Origin of the sequence: Occallatibacter gabretensis (genome assembly GCF_001449115.1) — a bacterium.
Taxonomy (GTDB): Bacteria; Acidobacteriota; Terriglobia; order Terriglobales; family Acidobacteriaceae; genus Telmatobacter; species Telmatobacter gabretensis.
On sequence record NZ_LAIJ01000009.1, the window covers coordinates 894,906 to 909,760 of the forward strand.

General features: G+C 57.9%; 12 protein-coding genes. 11 read left to right on the forward strand and 1 reads right to left on the reverse strand.

The genetic code is table 11. The features are described from left to right. Window positions 1–6: 6 nt before the first annotated feature. Together VO84_RS10005 and VO84_RS10010 are read left to right on the forward strand one after the other, a co-directional pair. Window positions 7–411, forward strand: a complete 405-nt coding sequence (locus VO84_RS10005) for a hypothetical protein (protein WP_058187496.1) — start codon at window positions 7–9, stop codon at window positions 409–411. Beyond that, on the forward strand, window positions 404–1,519 hold the full coding sequence (locus VO84_RS10010) for a hypothetical protein (RefSeq protein WP_058187497.1): 1,116 nt from the start codon (window positions 404–406) through the stop codon (window positions 1,517–1,519). Before VO84_RS10005 ends, VO84_RS10010 begins: the two co-directional genes overlap by 8 nt. 670 nt (window positions 1,520–2,189) lie before the next feature. Here the strand turns inward: VO84_RS10010 and VO84_RS10015 are convergent. Next, a complete protein-coding gene (locus VO84_RS10015) occupies window positions 2,190–3,179 on the reverse strand; it encodes a universal stress protein (RefSeq protein ID WP_058187498.1) in 990 nt (329 codons plus the stop codon). 241 nt (window positions 3,180–3,420) lie between these two features. Here VO84_RS10015 and VO84_RS10020 point away from each other — a divergent pair, with 241 nt between their 5' ends. The 9 genes from VO84_RS10020 (at window position 3,421) to hscA (ending at window position 14,798) form a co-directional block, all read left to right on the forward strand. After that, complete coding sequence (locus VO84_RS10020) at window positions 3,421–5,688, forward strand: S9 family peptidase (RefSeq protein ID WP_157439817.1); 2,268 nt, start codon at window positions 3,421–3,423, stop codon at window positions 5,686–5,688. A gap of 13 nt (window positions 5,689–5,701) precedes the next feature. Beyond that, the gene (locus VO84_RS10025) at window positions 5,702–7,525 is read left to right on the forward strand and encodes an amidase (protein WP_058187500.1); all 1,824 of its coding nucleotides are present in this window, start codon (window positions 5,702–5,704) and stop codon (window positions 7,523–7,525) included. A 74-nt stretch (window positions 7,526–7,599) separates the two neighbouring features. Then, window positions 7,600–8,787: an ROK family transcriptional regulator gene (locus VO84_RS10030; protein WP_231737872.1), complete on the forward strand. Its 1,188-nt coding sequence runs from the start codon at window positions 7,600–7,602 to the stop codon at window positions 8,785–8,787. 439 nt (window positions 8,788–9,226) lie between these two features. Further along, complete coding sequence (locus VO84_RS10035; RefSeq protein WP_058187501.1) at window positions 9,227–9,688, forward strand: RrF2 family transcriptional regulator; 462 nt, start codon at window positions 9,227–9,229, stop codon at window positions 9,686–9,688. A 102-nt stretch (window positions 9,689–9,790) separates the two neighbouring features. Beyond that, on the forward strand, window positions 9,791–11,047 hold the full coding sequence (locus VO84_RS10040) for an IscS subfamily cysteine desulfurase (protein WP_058187502.1): 1,257 nt from the start codon (window positions 9,791–9,793) through the stop codon (window positions 11,045–11,047). Between the two features lie 126 nt (window positions 11,048–11,173). Next, window positions 11,174–11,599 (forward strand): Fe-S cluster assembly scaffold IscU, encoded by a 426-nt coding sequence (iscU, locus tag VO84_RS10045; protein WP_058187503.1) that lies wholly within the window; start codon window positions 11,174–11,176, stop codon window positions 11,597–11,599. Between the two features lie 67 nt (window positions 11,600–11,666). Next, on the forward strand, window positions 11,667–12,086 hold the full coding sequence (locus tag VO84_RS10050; protein WP_082661872.1) for a HesB/IscA family protein: 420 nt from the start codon (window positions 11,667–11,669) through the stop codon (window positions 12,084–12,086). Window positions 12,087–12,119: 33 nt separating this feature from the next. Continuing rightward, a complete protein-coding gene (gene hscB, locus VO84_RS10055) occupies window positions 12,120–12,827 on the forward strand; it encodes a Fe-S protein assembly co-chaperone HscB (protein WP_082662057.1) in 708 nt (235 codons plus the stop codon). 6 nt (window positions 12,828–12,833) lie between these two features. Next, the gene (gene hscA / locus VO84_RS10060) at window positions 12,834–14,798 is read left to right on the forward strand and encodes a Fe-S protein assembly chaperone HscA (protein WP_058187504.1); all 1,965 of its coding nucleotides are present in this window, start codon (window positions 12,834–12,836) and stop codon (window positions 14,796–14,798) included. Window positions 14,799–14,855 lie beyond the last annotated feature (57 nt).

Consider the following 14,855-nt stretch of genomic DNA (forward strand, 5'->3'; position numbering starts at 1 on the left):
TGAGCCATGTCCCGACGCTTTACCACAATCCAGAAATGCAGCTTCGGTTTCGCCCTGCTCTTTCTGTTCGTGTACTCGCTGGACTATGTGCCGGGCGTCATGGACGCCAATGGCAAGATGTTCGGCCTCTTTTCCATGACAACTTTCGTCGACATCGGTCACCTGGGCCTCGGGCTGCTTGCGCTCATCTCCGGATTCATCGGCCCGCGAGCCTCACGTGTCTACTTCTGGTTCCTCGGTCTCTTCTATGCGGCAGATGTCATCATCTACGTCATCAGCCACCTGCATCTGATATCACCCGTGACTAACCTGCTGGTGAACCTGCCGCACGCGGTCATTTCTCTCGCGGCATTTCTAATCGCAATCAATGTAGGCAAAAACGTTGGGAACAAACCCGTCGCGCATGCGTAAGTTGATTCGCTGGGCAGTGCGCCTGCTAGCGTGCGTCTTCCTCTTTGCACTGACAGTGACCGTCATTTTCATCGTTCACTGCCGTCCCACAAGGCTGTCCTTCAGCCCCACTCCAGAAACGCTGCGCCATCCCGCCCAGGCCGCAGGCATTGATAATTACGCGCGCCCAGAGGTCGATACTTTCTATACCTATCCCGAGTGGTACATCGTATGGAGCTACCAGTCAAAGGCAGACTTTCAGCGCAATCATCTTCCCTCCGGCTACTCATACTTCGGCGACATAGGCCAGTTCTGGCAGGCATACTGCTGCGTCTATGCCGCCAGCCGCACCAGCTATCCATTCCCCGCAGGCGATCACATCATGCTCGCCGTCATCGGCTCATCCTTCTCAGTGGAGTACTTCCTCAAAGGTCTGTATGAGGAAACGATAGGACGGCTTAGCGAAATGACCAGCCATCATCAGCAAGTGGCGGAGGATATTTACGCAGCCCAGGTTGCAGAGAACTATGCCGAGTTCGTTCACATCCGCCCGTTCTATGAGTTTTCCTTCGCTCATGCGCTGCACGGTCTGTGGAAGGAAACGCCATTCCTCACCACCCACCTTGCGCGCACCATCGAACGCCGCGCATGGCTCACTCTCGACTACTCAGTAGAAGCTTTTTACTGCGAAATCATTGAGCTCGGAACCCATGCAACATACGGCTTCGAAGATACAACCACCGATGCGTGGATCGAGTTTCCACCTTCAGACACCCCACTGACCTCCACATCGCCGGCTTCTTTTAAGCTTCTCCGCGATCTCGGAAACCGTCAGGCGATCGTTCAGATTCCCCGCTACCAGGAGTTCACCTCCGTGGCGCAGAATCTCATCCATAATGGAGTTCGCTTCCATCAGATCGCAGGTAACGAGCTCATCGTCATCTCAGCCATCGCTCCGGCTTCCTGGGCAAACCACGTTCTCAATCTTCAGCTGCTGATCTCTCAGCCACTGATCGTTAACCCAGACAACACGCGTAGTGTTCTTCTGTGCAGAGTCTCTGACCTCCCCACCATTCTGCCCCTGCTGGAAAGCCAGGGACTCAAGATAGAGCACTTGTACGATTACTGACGCGGATCTCCATTACGAAAGTCCATTGTCCTTTCGTGCAAAATCCCTTTCAGATAATTTGCGTGCAATTAACCCCAAATATGCTTTACTCATAATGAGCAGAAAAAAGCCACGGCCCGAACCTTTACCGGTTCGGGCCGTTCTCTTTTCCGCACTATCATGCCGCGATGCACGAAGGGTAGGCCGGGGATTTATCCCCGGCAATAAATTCAGCTGAATGGCTGGGGGCTTTAGCCCCTGAGGTATGCTTTTCCTCCTCGAGGTCGAATATAAATTTTGTCGAACTTCGGTAACCAAGTCACATAAATATATAAAAATAATTGAGTTAAACCCATGAAACATGTTACATTCACTTTTCCAAACCCGACCGTTCTGCCTCAATACCGGTGCGAAACCGCCTTTCATTCACCCCAAAACCACCCCGCTACGCAGCAGCACAGTCCAGGAATAAAGATCGCATGAAGATTTCAGACCCAAATCGGGCCACTCCCCGCAACCCGCAGAAACAGAACCACTTCCAAACCATGCAGCCTGCACAGTCTCAGAATGAAGATCGCATAAAGATTTCTATAAAGACTGTGCTCTTCGCCCCAACCCGCACAATCCAAACCACTTCGGAATCAAGCCTGCACAGGGTAGCTCGAATCTCGCCAACTCAAACTAAGCCAGCTCAAATCACCCCAGCCAGATATGTCTCCGTCAGCTCAACCACCCTGGCCCCGCCAGTTTCGAGCACCGCCGGCGAGAGCGCCAGCACCGGGCATTGCGCCTCAGCCATCACGCGATACACCACCCCATGCCGTGAAATCGCAGAAAAAGCCGACGCCCCATACGCCCCCATCACGATCAGGTCCGCATTCAGCGCCCGGCTCTGGTCAATCAGCTTCTGAGCCGGCTCACCCGGCGTCACCACCGGCTGTGGATGCACCTTCTGCCTCAGCCGCATCGGCACCATATCCAGCATCAGGGCTTCGATCTCTCCAACGCACCGGTTCGCCAGCACATCCTTGCACTCCTGTGCACGAATCACATGCTGCAGTATCAACCGCGCATGCAGCCGATCAGCAATCTCAGCAGCAAACGCCACCACCGGCGCCCCTGTCGCCACATGGCTCACCGCGCACAGCACCATCCGCGGCCCAAACCCCTGCGGCGGATGACCCGTAACCTCGGGCCCGACAATCAAAACCGGGACATGCGCCCGCCGCAGCACGGACTCCGCCACCGAACCAATCAGCAGCTTTCCAATATGTCCCGGCGCATGAGTCCCAACAACAATCCGCCCCGCACCAGTCTCCCGCGCCGCCTCAAGAATTTCATCCGCAGCATTGCCCTGCCGCACCACCACACGGCAAGAAACTCCAGCAGCCCGCGCCCGACGCGCCAGTGGAGCCAATGCCCGAGCCTCAGCCCGCTGCACCGAGCCCGGCTCAATATATCCAAGGCTAGCCACCAAATCCGCGCCCACGCCACCATCCCCTCCGGCGCTCAAAGCCCCAGGAATCGACGGTGCCTCCCACGCATGGAAAAGGATCAAAGAAGCGCGGCTATCCACAGCCTGAGCTAAGGCATAAGAAAACGCTTCTTCGTTAGCTGGAACTTCTGCTGCAAAGAGAATGACGCCGGGCTTACTCCACTCCGGCCTGAGGATAGCTGCCATGGAGAACCTCCTCGCAATGCGAGTAGTTGGCTGAATTGTGAAAGTGAACACTGACGGGCGGCTTTGGGGGAAACCGCTCCCGGCAAATCACGCTTATCTGCGCGATAGGACGCAAACTGCAGAAAAAGGTTGCCTGAAAATAGAAATAAAGCGCAGCGGCAAAAGCAAAGCGAGTCCTAATCCCCGCTTCGTATAATCGGAGAACAGATTTTTCCCTGCATTTTCACTGGAGGTTTGCTGCGTGTTTTCTTTCCGCTCTATATGTGTGTCTGCGGCGCTGGTATGCGCTGCTTTGTCCCTGCCCGCTCCGGCCGCTGCGCAGACGCCAGACCTGCACAGCCAGCTAGACGCGCTGTTTAACAAAGGTGGTTACGGCCCCCATGGCGTGCAAATGGAGTGGCAGGCGGATGGAGAAAGCTACGCCATTCTGGAGCCGGCAGCGAACGGCAAGGGAATCGATATCGCCGCCTATGACCCGGCCACAGGTAAAAGGAGCGTGCTCGTTTCCGCCGCGCAGCTTATACCGCAGGGGGCAAGCGCACCGCTACAGATTCACGGCTACTCATGGTCAGCAGACCGCAAGAAGATGCTCATCTTTACCAACTCCAAGCGCGTGTGGCGGCAAAACACTCGCGGCGACTATTGGGTTTACGACCCCGGCGCAGGGAAACTTTTTAAGCTGGGCGGTGATGCGCCCGAGTCTTCATTGATGTTTGCCACCTTCTCCCCAGATGGCTCGAAAGTAGCCTGGGTGCAGAAAAGCAATCTGTACGTGGAGGACCTGGCCACGGAGAAGATCACGCAGCTCACGACCGATGGCTCGGAGGACATCATCAACGGCACCTCCGATTGGGTAAGCGAAGAAGAGCTGGACCTGCGCAACTGCTTCCGCTGGAGCCCCGATGGGCAGTCGATCGCGTACTGGCAATTCGACCAGAGCGGCGTAGGCGAATACACGTTAATCAACGACACCGCAGCCGAGTACCCGTCGACCTTCAAGTACAAGTATCCGCAGCCGGGAACCACAAACTCCGCGGTACGCGCGGGCGTAGTAAGCGTAGGCGGCGGCCCAACAACATGGATCAAGCTCGAAGGCGACCCACGCCAGAATTACATCGTTCGCATGGAGTGGGCCGGCAACTCGCAGCAGGTCATGCTGGAATACCTCAACCGCCTGCAGCAGGACGGAAAAGTCATGCTGGCTGAAGCAAAGACGGGCACAGCAAAGCTCTTCTTTGAAGATACAGACAAGGCATGGGTTGATATTGTTCCGCTGGATTGGATTCATAACGGCTCCGGCAAGGAAGCGGACCTGCTGTGGATCAGCGAGCGCGATGGCTGGCGGCACGCGTGGCGCGTGGATCGCAAAACCGGCCAGGCAAAAAAGATCACGAACTTTGATGGCGACGTGATCTCTGTGCAGGCCATCGATAATGCCGGCGGGTGGCTTTACTTCATGGCCTCACCGGATGATCCGATTCGCGAGTACCTGTACCGCGCCAAACTGGACGGGACAGGCAAACCGGAGCGCGTAACCCCAGCAGATCAGCCGGGTGCGCACAGGTACGAAATCTCGCCGAATGCCAAGTGGGCGGTGCATACCTACAGCACCTTCACGCAGCCCAATCGGATTGAGATTGTGAGCCTGCCCGACCACAAATCTGCCCGCGTGCTGGAGTCGAACGAGGCGCTGGCAAAGAAGGTCAAGCCGCTGCTGCCCAATCCGCCAGAGTTCTTCAAGGTTCCCGTGGCGAACGGCGTGGTGCTGGACGGCTACATGCTCAAACCGCCGGACTTTGACCCCACAAAGAAGTACCCCGTGCTGACCTATATTTACGGTGAACCGGCGGGAGCCACAGTGCGCGACGGCTGGCAGGGAACGCGCGGACTCTTTCATGCAGCGCTCGCGCAGCAGGGCTACATCATCGTAAGTTTTGACAACGAGGGCACACCTTCTCCCAAAGGTAGAGAGTGGCGCAAGTCGATCTACGGTGCGGTAGGCGTGCTGGCTTCCGCACAGCAGGCAGAAGCGATTCAGTGGCTGGCGAAGCAGCACAGCTATATCGACTCGTCCCGGATGGCAATCTGGGGCTGGAGCGGCGGCGGATCGCAAACCCTCGGGATCATGTTCCGCAACCCTGGCGTCTACGCAGCAGGCATCGCCGTCGCACCGGTGGCCGATGAAGCTCATTACGACACGATTTATCAGGAGCGCTACATGGGCCTGCCGGAGCAGAATGTGAAGGGCTACCATGATGGCTCACCCATCAACTTTGCCGACGGACTCCAGGGACATTTGCTGGTGATACACGGCTCCGGCGATGACAACGTTCATTACCAGGGTACGGAGCTGCTCATCAATAAATTCATCGAGCTGGGCAAACCCTTCGACTTCATGGATTATCCCAACCGCTCACATGGGATCTTTGAGGGACGCGGCACCAGCTACCACCTCATGAGCCTGATTGCGCGCTACCTCGAAGACCACGTACCTCCCGGACCCAGATAAGGAGCAAGATAAGATGACAGCCTCACGACGGGAATTTCTTGCACTCAGCTCCATGGGAGCGCTCGTAGCGGCGCTTCCTGAGAGCCTTGCCGCGCAAGCGGCTGGACAGGTTCCAGGCCAGCAACCACAGAATCAGGTCACACCCGGTGCGCCAACGGCCTTTGGAACTTCGCCCGCCACGGGCCCACAGGTTTCAACTGAAACATTCGTCCAAGCGGAAAAGCTCGTCCGTGTGGAAATGACGGCAGCCGATCGTGCGCAGGCCGCTGGCAATTGGCGCGAGGCGATGGCGGGGCTCTATGAGCTGCGTACAGGACCGCGCAAATTGGCGCTCGAAGACTCACTCTCGCCTGCGACGGTGTGGAACCCCGCCATCCCCGGCATCACGCTGAAACCGCGGCCGAAACTCTTTGTTCGCAGCGCGGACTCTAACACCCCGTTGCCCACAAGCGAAGAAGCCATTGCCTATGCGCCCGTCGCGCAGCTCTCGCGCTGGATCGAAGCACGCAAGCTGACTTCTACGCAGCTGACAGAGATTTATCTCAGGCGCATCGACCGCTTCGATCCCAAGCTGCACTGCATGATTACCGTAACGCGCGATCATGCGCTGGAGCAGGCCCGCAAAGCCGACGCTGAGATTGCAGCAGGACATTATCGTGGGCCGCTGCACGGAATTCCCTGGGGAGCGAAGGATCTGCTCGACACTGCTGGAATCCCGACGACCTATGGCGCAGAGCCCTTCCGCAACCGCGTCCCGAAGAAAAATGCAGCCGTCGCGCAGCGCCTGAATGACGCTGGTGCGGTGCTGATTGCCAAGCTCAGCATGGGAGCGCTGGCGCTGAACGACATCTGGTTCGGTGGCCAGACAATGAACCCGTGGTTGCTGGAAGAGGGCGCGTCGGGCTCAAGCGCAGGGCCGGGAGCATCGACAGCTGCAGGCCTTGTGGCATTCGCGATCGGCTCGGAGACAGGCGGATCAATTGTCAGCCCTTCCATGCGTTGCGGCGTGACCGGCCTGCGTCCCACGTATGGCCGCGTGCCGCGCACCGGAGCCATGACGCTTTGCTGGTCTCTGGACAAGCTCGGGCCAATGGCGCGCAGCGTAGAAGACACAATTCTGGTGCTGAATGCCATCAGTGGACCCGATGCGGGTGACACTGCCAGCGTGCCGAGCGGACTGAGCTTCAACGCAGAGGCCAACGTGAAAGGCTTGCGGCTGGGATACCTTCCGACATGGATGAAAGAAACACCGGCGACAGATGTGGACCGCGCCGCATTGGAAACAGCAAAGAAGCTCGGCATGGAGCTGGTAGAGATCTCGATTCCCGACTGGCCTTACGACTCGCTGAACCTCATCCTCTTTGCAGAGGCCGCAGCAGCTTTTGAAGAGCTGACACTTTCGCACAAAGTCGACGAGTTGAAAGCGCAGGTGCCGGATGCATGGCCCAACACCTTCCGTCAGGCGCGCTTTTTATCGGCGGTCGATTTCGTCCAGACGGACCGCTTCCGCCGCAAGGTAGCGGAAGAGATGGCCAGGGTCTTCGAGAAGGTAGACCTGCTGCTCGTGCCTTCGCTGCGCGACGAGATGCTGGTAATTACGAACAACACCGGGCATCCTTCGCTGACGTTGCGCGCTGGATGGGTAAAGGTCTCCGAGGCACGCAGCGACTGGGCGCCGGACCCAAAGCATCCATTGCCGAAGTTCTCCCCGCCGCGCCGCGTTCCGCATGGGATCACGCTCATCGGCAGGCTCTTCGATGAGGGGACTCTGGCACAGGCAGGCATGGCACTTGAGGCAGCATTTGGCGTAGCTGGCGCGCATCCGCCGGGCTTCTAAGCACCGTACCCGGCAGCATAGGAACGTGGTATGCTGCGGTCACTGCAAGCTGAACCTCACCTGGAGAAATTAGCTTGACCGGACGTCCGCATGGACGGGGTATTCGACATATCGATCTGACAGACGTACAGCCCGCGTCCAGCGAGACTGCCCGTCGGATCAATCGCGATATTGTTCTTGAAATCATCCGCGAAAATCAGCCAATCTCCCGCGCGGATCTCGCGCGTCGCTCCGGCCTTCAGCGCAGCACAGTCTCACAAATCGTGGAACAGCTCATCCGCGAAAGATGGGTGCGAGAAGGCGCGCAGGCAACCGCGGCACGTGGGCGGAGACCTACGTTGCTCGGGCTGAACGAGGATATCCTTGTCATTGCCGTCGATATTCATCCCCGGCGCGCGACCGTTGCCGCCGTGGATCTAAATGGGCGGCTGTTGGCCCAGTCCAGGGCAACACTCACGCGCGACCCGCAGGCCTCCACCCAGCTCATCGTGCAGGCCATGCAGCGGCTCCGCGGCATGATTCCCGATAAGACAATTGAAGGCATTGGCGTAAGCACGCCGGGGCGCGTTGACCCGGCCACGGAACGGCTGATCTTTGCGCCAAACCTGCACTGGCCGCAATTTGACCTGAAGAATGCAATTGAATCCGCCATGCAGCTGCCTGTGTGGATGGAAAACGCCGCCGCCGCCTGCCTGTTGGCCGAGCTGATCTTTGGAAACCTCGACGGCAATCGCGATGTCGTCCTGGTTACCGTATCCGAAGGCGTAGGCACCGGAGTCTTTGCCAACGGGCGAATGGTCACCGGACATCACGGCATGGCCGGTGAGTTCGGCCACATCGTCCTGGATGCCTCCGGTCCAAAATGCGCCTGCGGACGGACCGGCTGCTGGGAGGTCTTCGCCTCCACGAGAGCGGCGCTGCGCTATTACCACGAGTTGGAACCGGAGGCCCGCGCCACGACATTTGCCGAGCTCCTCCATCTGGCCGAAAGCGGAAACGACCATGCCGCGCAGGCAGTTGAAAAGCAGGCGCGATACATCGGTGACGGCCTGCGAATCATCATGGCAGCACTCGCGCCGGGAACCATCCTGATTGCCGGAGACATTACCTCTGCCTGGCACCGCTACGGACCGGTCATCGAGCGAGCTGCCGGCAAGCAGACCCTGGCAGGCTCAGCTCCGCGCATCCTTCCCGCCCATGATGGAGACCTGGCCAGACTCAAAGGCGCAGCCGCACTGGTATTCCAGCGGCGGCAGAGATAAGCTGAAACAAATCCTTAAAAATTCTTCCTGAAAGTTTGCATAAAATTATGCCCGTTTGTGCCATGCTCATAAATCAGACAGAAAATTGGTTTTCCCAATCGAGATTAAGCCGGATCTGCCTTGGCGAAGAAAAAGAGAATACACCCCCCTCCCAACAGTGAAGAGCGTGATCTGACGTAAACCGACCTAAACGGTTGAATAAAATAATTTTAACGAAGGAGCCCGAACTGTCTCCGTCTCATTTCTTTTCCAGCAAAAACGCTTGAGATCCGCCTCGGCTGTCCATCCTCTCGCATTTCTGGCCCACCCTACATCCCCCAAACGACATCTCTTCTCAGGGTCGGCTTCTAAAACCTGTAACGCCGCTTGTAGCGGTAACCAAAGCAGCCGTATACTAAAACAGGGACCTTAGCAGTCGCATATTTGACGACTGGAATTCATGCTGAAGCTCACTAAAAAAGCAGATTACGGGCTGATGGCTCTCAAGTACCTGGCCGAGCGTCCAGAGACGCTTGCGTTGAGTGCAAAAGAGATAGCAGACGCTTACGGCATTCCGGCGCAGCTTCTGGCCAAGGTTCTGCAGCGGCTCACAAAGACAGGAATTCTCAGGTCTCACGCCGGAATGAACGGCGGCTATGCACTGGCGCGCGAAGCAAGCCATATCTCGGCCTTCGAGGTAATTCACTCGATCGACGGGCCATTTTTTATCACATCGTGCACTAAAGGCGCTCATGGTTGCGACCTGACGCCAAGCTGCACCATCAAAGAACCGTTGGCCAGGGTCAATGAGACGATTGCCGGAGTGCTGAAGAGCATCAGCATTGGCGATCTAGCCGACGACCCGGCGAAGGCTCCAGCACTGGCGGTAAACCACGGACTGGTTACCCTGACGCTGTCGTAAGGTTGTTTCACAAGAATTTTCGTTGCCCGGCCAGATGAGCACAGGTGGCGGCGAACAGGACAGAAAGGCCGAAGCGGCCAAGGGATTTTGAGGATATAAGCGATGAGCACCACCGTTACAAGCCAGATCGAGGTTCCAGCGGGCGTAAGTTTGCCCATCTACATGGACAATCATGCCACTAGCCCGCTGGACCCGCGGGTTCTGGAGGCAATGATGCCGTTCTTTACGTCGAAGTTCGGCAATGCGGCCAGCCGCAATCACTCCTTTGGCTGGGAGGCCGAGCAGGCGGTTGAAATTGCTCGCCAGCAAATCGCGAAGTTGATCGGTGCGACATCGAAGGAGATCATCTTCACCAGCGGCGCTACTGAAAGTGACAACCTGGCCCTCAAGGGCATTGCCGAGATGTACCGTGAGCGTGGCAACCACATCATTACGCAGGTGACGGAGCACAAGGCCATTCTCGATACCTGCAAGCGGCTGGAGAAGAACGGCTATCGCGTAACATATCTGCCGGTCAAGGCCGACGGACTCATCGATCTCGACGACCTGAAGCGCGCCATCGACGAGAAGACGATTCTCGTCTCCATCATGGCAGCGAATAACGAGATCGGCGTGCTGCAGCCCATTCGCGAGATCGGCAAAATCTGCCGCGAAAAGGGTGTGCTCTTCCATACAGATGCGGTGCAGTCTGTTGGCAAGGTTCCGGTGGATGTGAACGCGGACTTTATCGATGTGCTCTCGCTCAGCGGACACAAGATTTACGGCCCCAAGGGCGTGGGCGCGCTCTATGTACGCCGCCGCAATCCCCGCGTGCAGATTGCCGCACAGATTGACGGTGGGGGCCATGAGCGCGGCATGCGGTCCGGCACGTTGAATGTTCCCGGCATCGTGGGACTTGGCAAGGCGTGCGAAATCGCCCAGACGGAGATGGATTCTGAAGCCGCGTACTTGCGCAACCTGCGCGACCGGCTCAAAGCAAGGCTGGAGTCGGCGCTCGACTATGTCCACGTGAACGGATCGTGGGAGCACCGCCTGCCCGGCAACCTCAATATGAGCTTCGTCTACGTGGAAGGCGAGTCGCTGCTGATGGGCATTAACGACATCGCCGTTTCGTCGGGATCGGCCTGCACCTCGGCAACACTGGAACCGAGCTATGTGCTGAAGGCTCTGGGGCTTGGCGATGACGTTGCGCACAGCTCCATCCGCTTTGGCCTGGGACGCTTTAACACTGAGGCTGAAGTGGATTACGTGGCCGACAAGGTGATTGACATCGTGCTGAAGCTGCGAGAACTATCGCCGCTGTACGAGATGGTAAAGGAAGGCATTGACCTGACCAAGATCGAGTGGCAGGCGCACTAAAGGACTTGCCGTCCAGCCAACTGCGCCTTAGGCGCGTAAGATTTGGGTAGCATTAGCATCGGCAGGCGGTTGTGCCGAATCAAATAGTAGGACACGCGGCTTCCCCCCGCGGGAGGAGATACGAACATGGCATATAGCGATAAGGTAGTGGACCACTACAACAATCCCCGTAACGTGGGCACGCTGGACAAGAGCTCGGCCGAAGTAGGCACGGGACTTGTCGGAGCTCCCGAGTGCGGCGACGTGATGCGCTTGCAGATCCGCGTGAATCCAGAAACCCAGGTAATCGAAGAAGCCAAGTTCAAGACCTTCGGTTGCGGCTCGGCGATTGCCAGCTCTTCGCTGGCCACTGAGTGGATCAAGGGTCGCAAGATCGAGGACGCACTGGAGATCAAAAACACCGACATCGTGAAGGAGCTTTCGCTTCCTCCGGTGAAGATTCACTGTTCCGTGCTGGCCGAAGACGCGATTCGCGCAGCCATTGGCGACTGGAAGAAGAAGAACGGCGTAGCAGAAACAGCTCCAGTGGCAGTTGCAACTGCGGCGAACTAAGGCAGAGTGAAGCTGACTCGGCCCGGACGCCACGCGTTCGGGCCGAATAGTCTATTTGAAGGGAAGTATGTCGAATTTCGTAAGTATCGAGAGCAAACCTGCCGAGGGCGTTTCTGTAGCACTGCCGAAGCCTGCAGTGCCGCAGGGGCCGAGCCAGGGCCTGCAGGTGACACCCAAAGCCGTGGTCCGCATCAAGAGCGCGATGGCCAAGGAAGGCATCTCGCCGGAGGAGGGTGGTCTGCGGCTTGGAGTGCTGGGCGGCGGCTGCTCCGGGCTCTCGTACTCAATCAAGTTCGACACGCGGCCCCGTGAACGCGACAGAATTTACGAATTCGACGGCGTGCGTGTCTTTGTTGATCCCAAGAGCTTCCTCTACCTGCACGGCATGACGCTGGATTACGAAGAAACGCTGATGCGCCAGGGATTCAACTTCGTCAACCCGAACTCATCACGGTCCTGCGGCTGCGGGTCTTCTTTCTCTTCGTAACCCGCATCCGGTCAGGCAAGGTTGACGATGACGATGTCGAATGCTGCAAATATTCCCCAAAGTGCAACCGCAGCAGCAACCGTCTGCTGGTCCTGTTCGGCCTCACTGAAGGAAAGCGCGCTTTTCTGCGAGCAATGTGGAAAGATTCAGCCGCCTTCGGGCGGTTATTTTTCTGTCTTCGGGCTTGAGCCGCGACTGAACCTTGATCTCGGCATGTTGGAGCATCAGTTCCACAAGCTCAGCCGCAAGCTGCATCCGGATCGATTCGGCCGTGCATCGGAGCAGGAGAAGGAATGGAGTCTGGCCAGCTCCTCGCTGCTGAACGACGCGTATCGTACCCTTAAGGATCCGATTTCACGCACGCGGCACTTGCTGCGGATGCATGGCGCAGAGATCGGTGAGGAGTTTGCGGGCAAGGATAAGAAAGACCCCTCGCGCGCACCAGCCGATCTGCTGGAAGAGGTCTTCGAGTTGAACATGCAGCTTGAAGAGCTTCGCATGGGCGATGAGGATGCCGGCCTCAAACAGAGTCTCTCGGAGGCAAGAAAGAAATTTGTCGCATTACAGGACGAGGTAGATGACCAGCTCCGTGCCGAATGGGCAAAATGGGATGAGGGCGCAGAATTTGGAAATGACGCGGCGCGAGAGGCAGCGCAAAAGACAATGGTCGCCTTGCTCGATCGCAGGCGCTATCTGAGCAACCTGGTCCGCGAAGTGACCGAGACATTGGGAGATTCCTAAGCAGCAATGGCAGCGAATAACGAAAACGGCCGCGTAGTCGGCATCGATCTGGGGACGACGAACTCCCTCGTCGCATATATGGAGGGCTCTACACCGGTGGTGATTCCCGGCGTGGACGGCTCGAATCTTGTGCCCAGCGTAGTCGCACTCGATCCGGTACAGGCAGACGGTGGACGACCCACGGTGACAGTTGGCAATAGTGCGCGGCAGGCGCTGATTGAGACCCCCGAACGCGTGATCTATTCCGTGAAGCGGCTCATGGGCCGCAGTCTCGCAGAGGCGCGCAATGAACAGAAGTTCTTCGCCTTCCGCATCGCAGAGGATTCCGAGGAAGGCCCAGATTCTAACGAGGTTCCGCGCGTCCAGCTTGGAGAGCTCCGCTTTACGCCACCGGAGATTTCGGCGTATGTGCTGCGGCAGTTGAAGCGCAACGCGGAGCGGTTCTTTGGTGCACCGGTTACGCAGGCAGTGATCACGGTCCCCGCATACTTTAACGACGCGCAGCGGCAGGCAACAAAGGACGCAGGCCGCATGGCAGGCCTCGATGTCCTTCGGTTGGTAAATGAGCCGACCGCCGCAGCATTGGCGTATGGTCTTGACCGTGCGAAGGAAGGCACGATTGCGGTTTATGACCTGGGCGGCGGCACGTTTGATATTTCGATTTTGAAGCTGCGCGACGGCATCTTTGAGGTGCGGTCGACCAATGGCGACACGCACCTGGGTGGCGACGACATTGACAATCTCCTGCTGACCATTGCGCTGGACGAGATTTTCGCTGAGCACGGCGTGGATCTGCGCCAGCATCCCAGTGCGGTGCAGGCGATGCGGAAAGCCGCGATTGATGCAAAGATTCAGCTCTCGTATCAGCCCGCAGCTAGTTTCGACATTGAGCTGCCAAATGGCGACCGCTACCAGCGCGAGATTCCGCGCGAAGTCTATGAGGACCTGATTCAACCAATTCTGGAGCGCACGGCCGGACCATGCAAACAGGCGATGCTGGATGCAGGCGTGCTGCCGGAGCAGATTGATGAAGTGGTTCTCGTAGGCGGTTCCACACGCATTCCCGCAGTGCAACAGCTTGTGGAGAATCTCTTCCATCTGAGCGCGCGCGGAAAGAAGCCTCACACCGAACTGAATCCGGACGAGGTGGTTGCGCTTGGTGCTGCGGTGCAGGCGGACATTCTGGCCGGCTCTTCCAAGGCGACAGAAGAACTCCTGCTACTCGACGTGACGCCGTTGTCATTGGGCATTGAGGCGCTGGGCGGAACAGTCGCGAAGATCATTCAGCGCAATTCGACGATCCCAGCATCCGCTACAGAGCACTTCACCACGGGCGTAGACGGACAAGCAAACGTGGCGATCCATGTGGTGCAGGGCGAACGCGAGCTGGCTGCGGATTGCCGGTCTTTGGCGCGATTCGATCTCAAGGGCATTCCGCCGATGAGTGCGGGACTGCCGCGCATTGAAGTAAAGTTCCTCATTGATGCGGACGGCATTCTGCAGGTCTCCGCACGCGAACAACGCAGCGGCAAGCAGGCGCAGATTGAGGTGAAGCCGACGTACGGACTTACCGACGAGCAGGTTGAGAATATGATCCTCGACTCCTTTGATCATGCCGAAGAGGACTTTTCCAAACGGCTCCTGATTGAGGCTCGGAACGAGGCGGATACGATTCTTTCGGCTGTAGAACGCGCACCGCGGAATCCTGCGTGGGCGCAACTTACGGCTGAAGAGAAGGAAAACATTGAGACTGCACAGACGTATCTGGTCAGTATCAAAGCCGGCGAAGATCAGAATGCCATCCGCGAAGCAACAGTCGCGCTGGATCAAGCTACGCGCCGTTTTGCAGAGCTGATGATGGAAGCCGCGGTGTCTACAGCAATCCGCGGCAAAACGATGGAGACTGCGGGTGAGGAGATGGGCGATGAAATTCAAGCGCCGCACCCGATGGCCCGCGCGGAATTCAAGTGAAGGATTAGCGGTCTTGGCCGCGCTCCGCGCGTGTTAGCGGAGTGAGTGAGCGCGCCC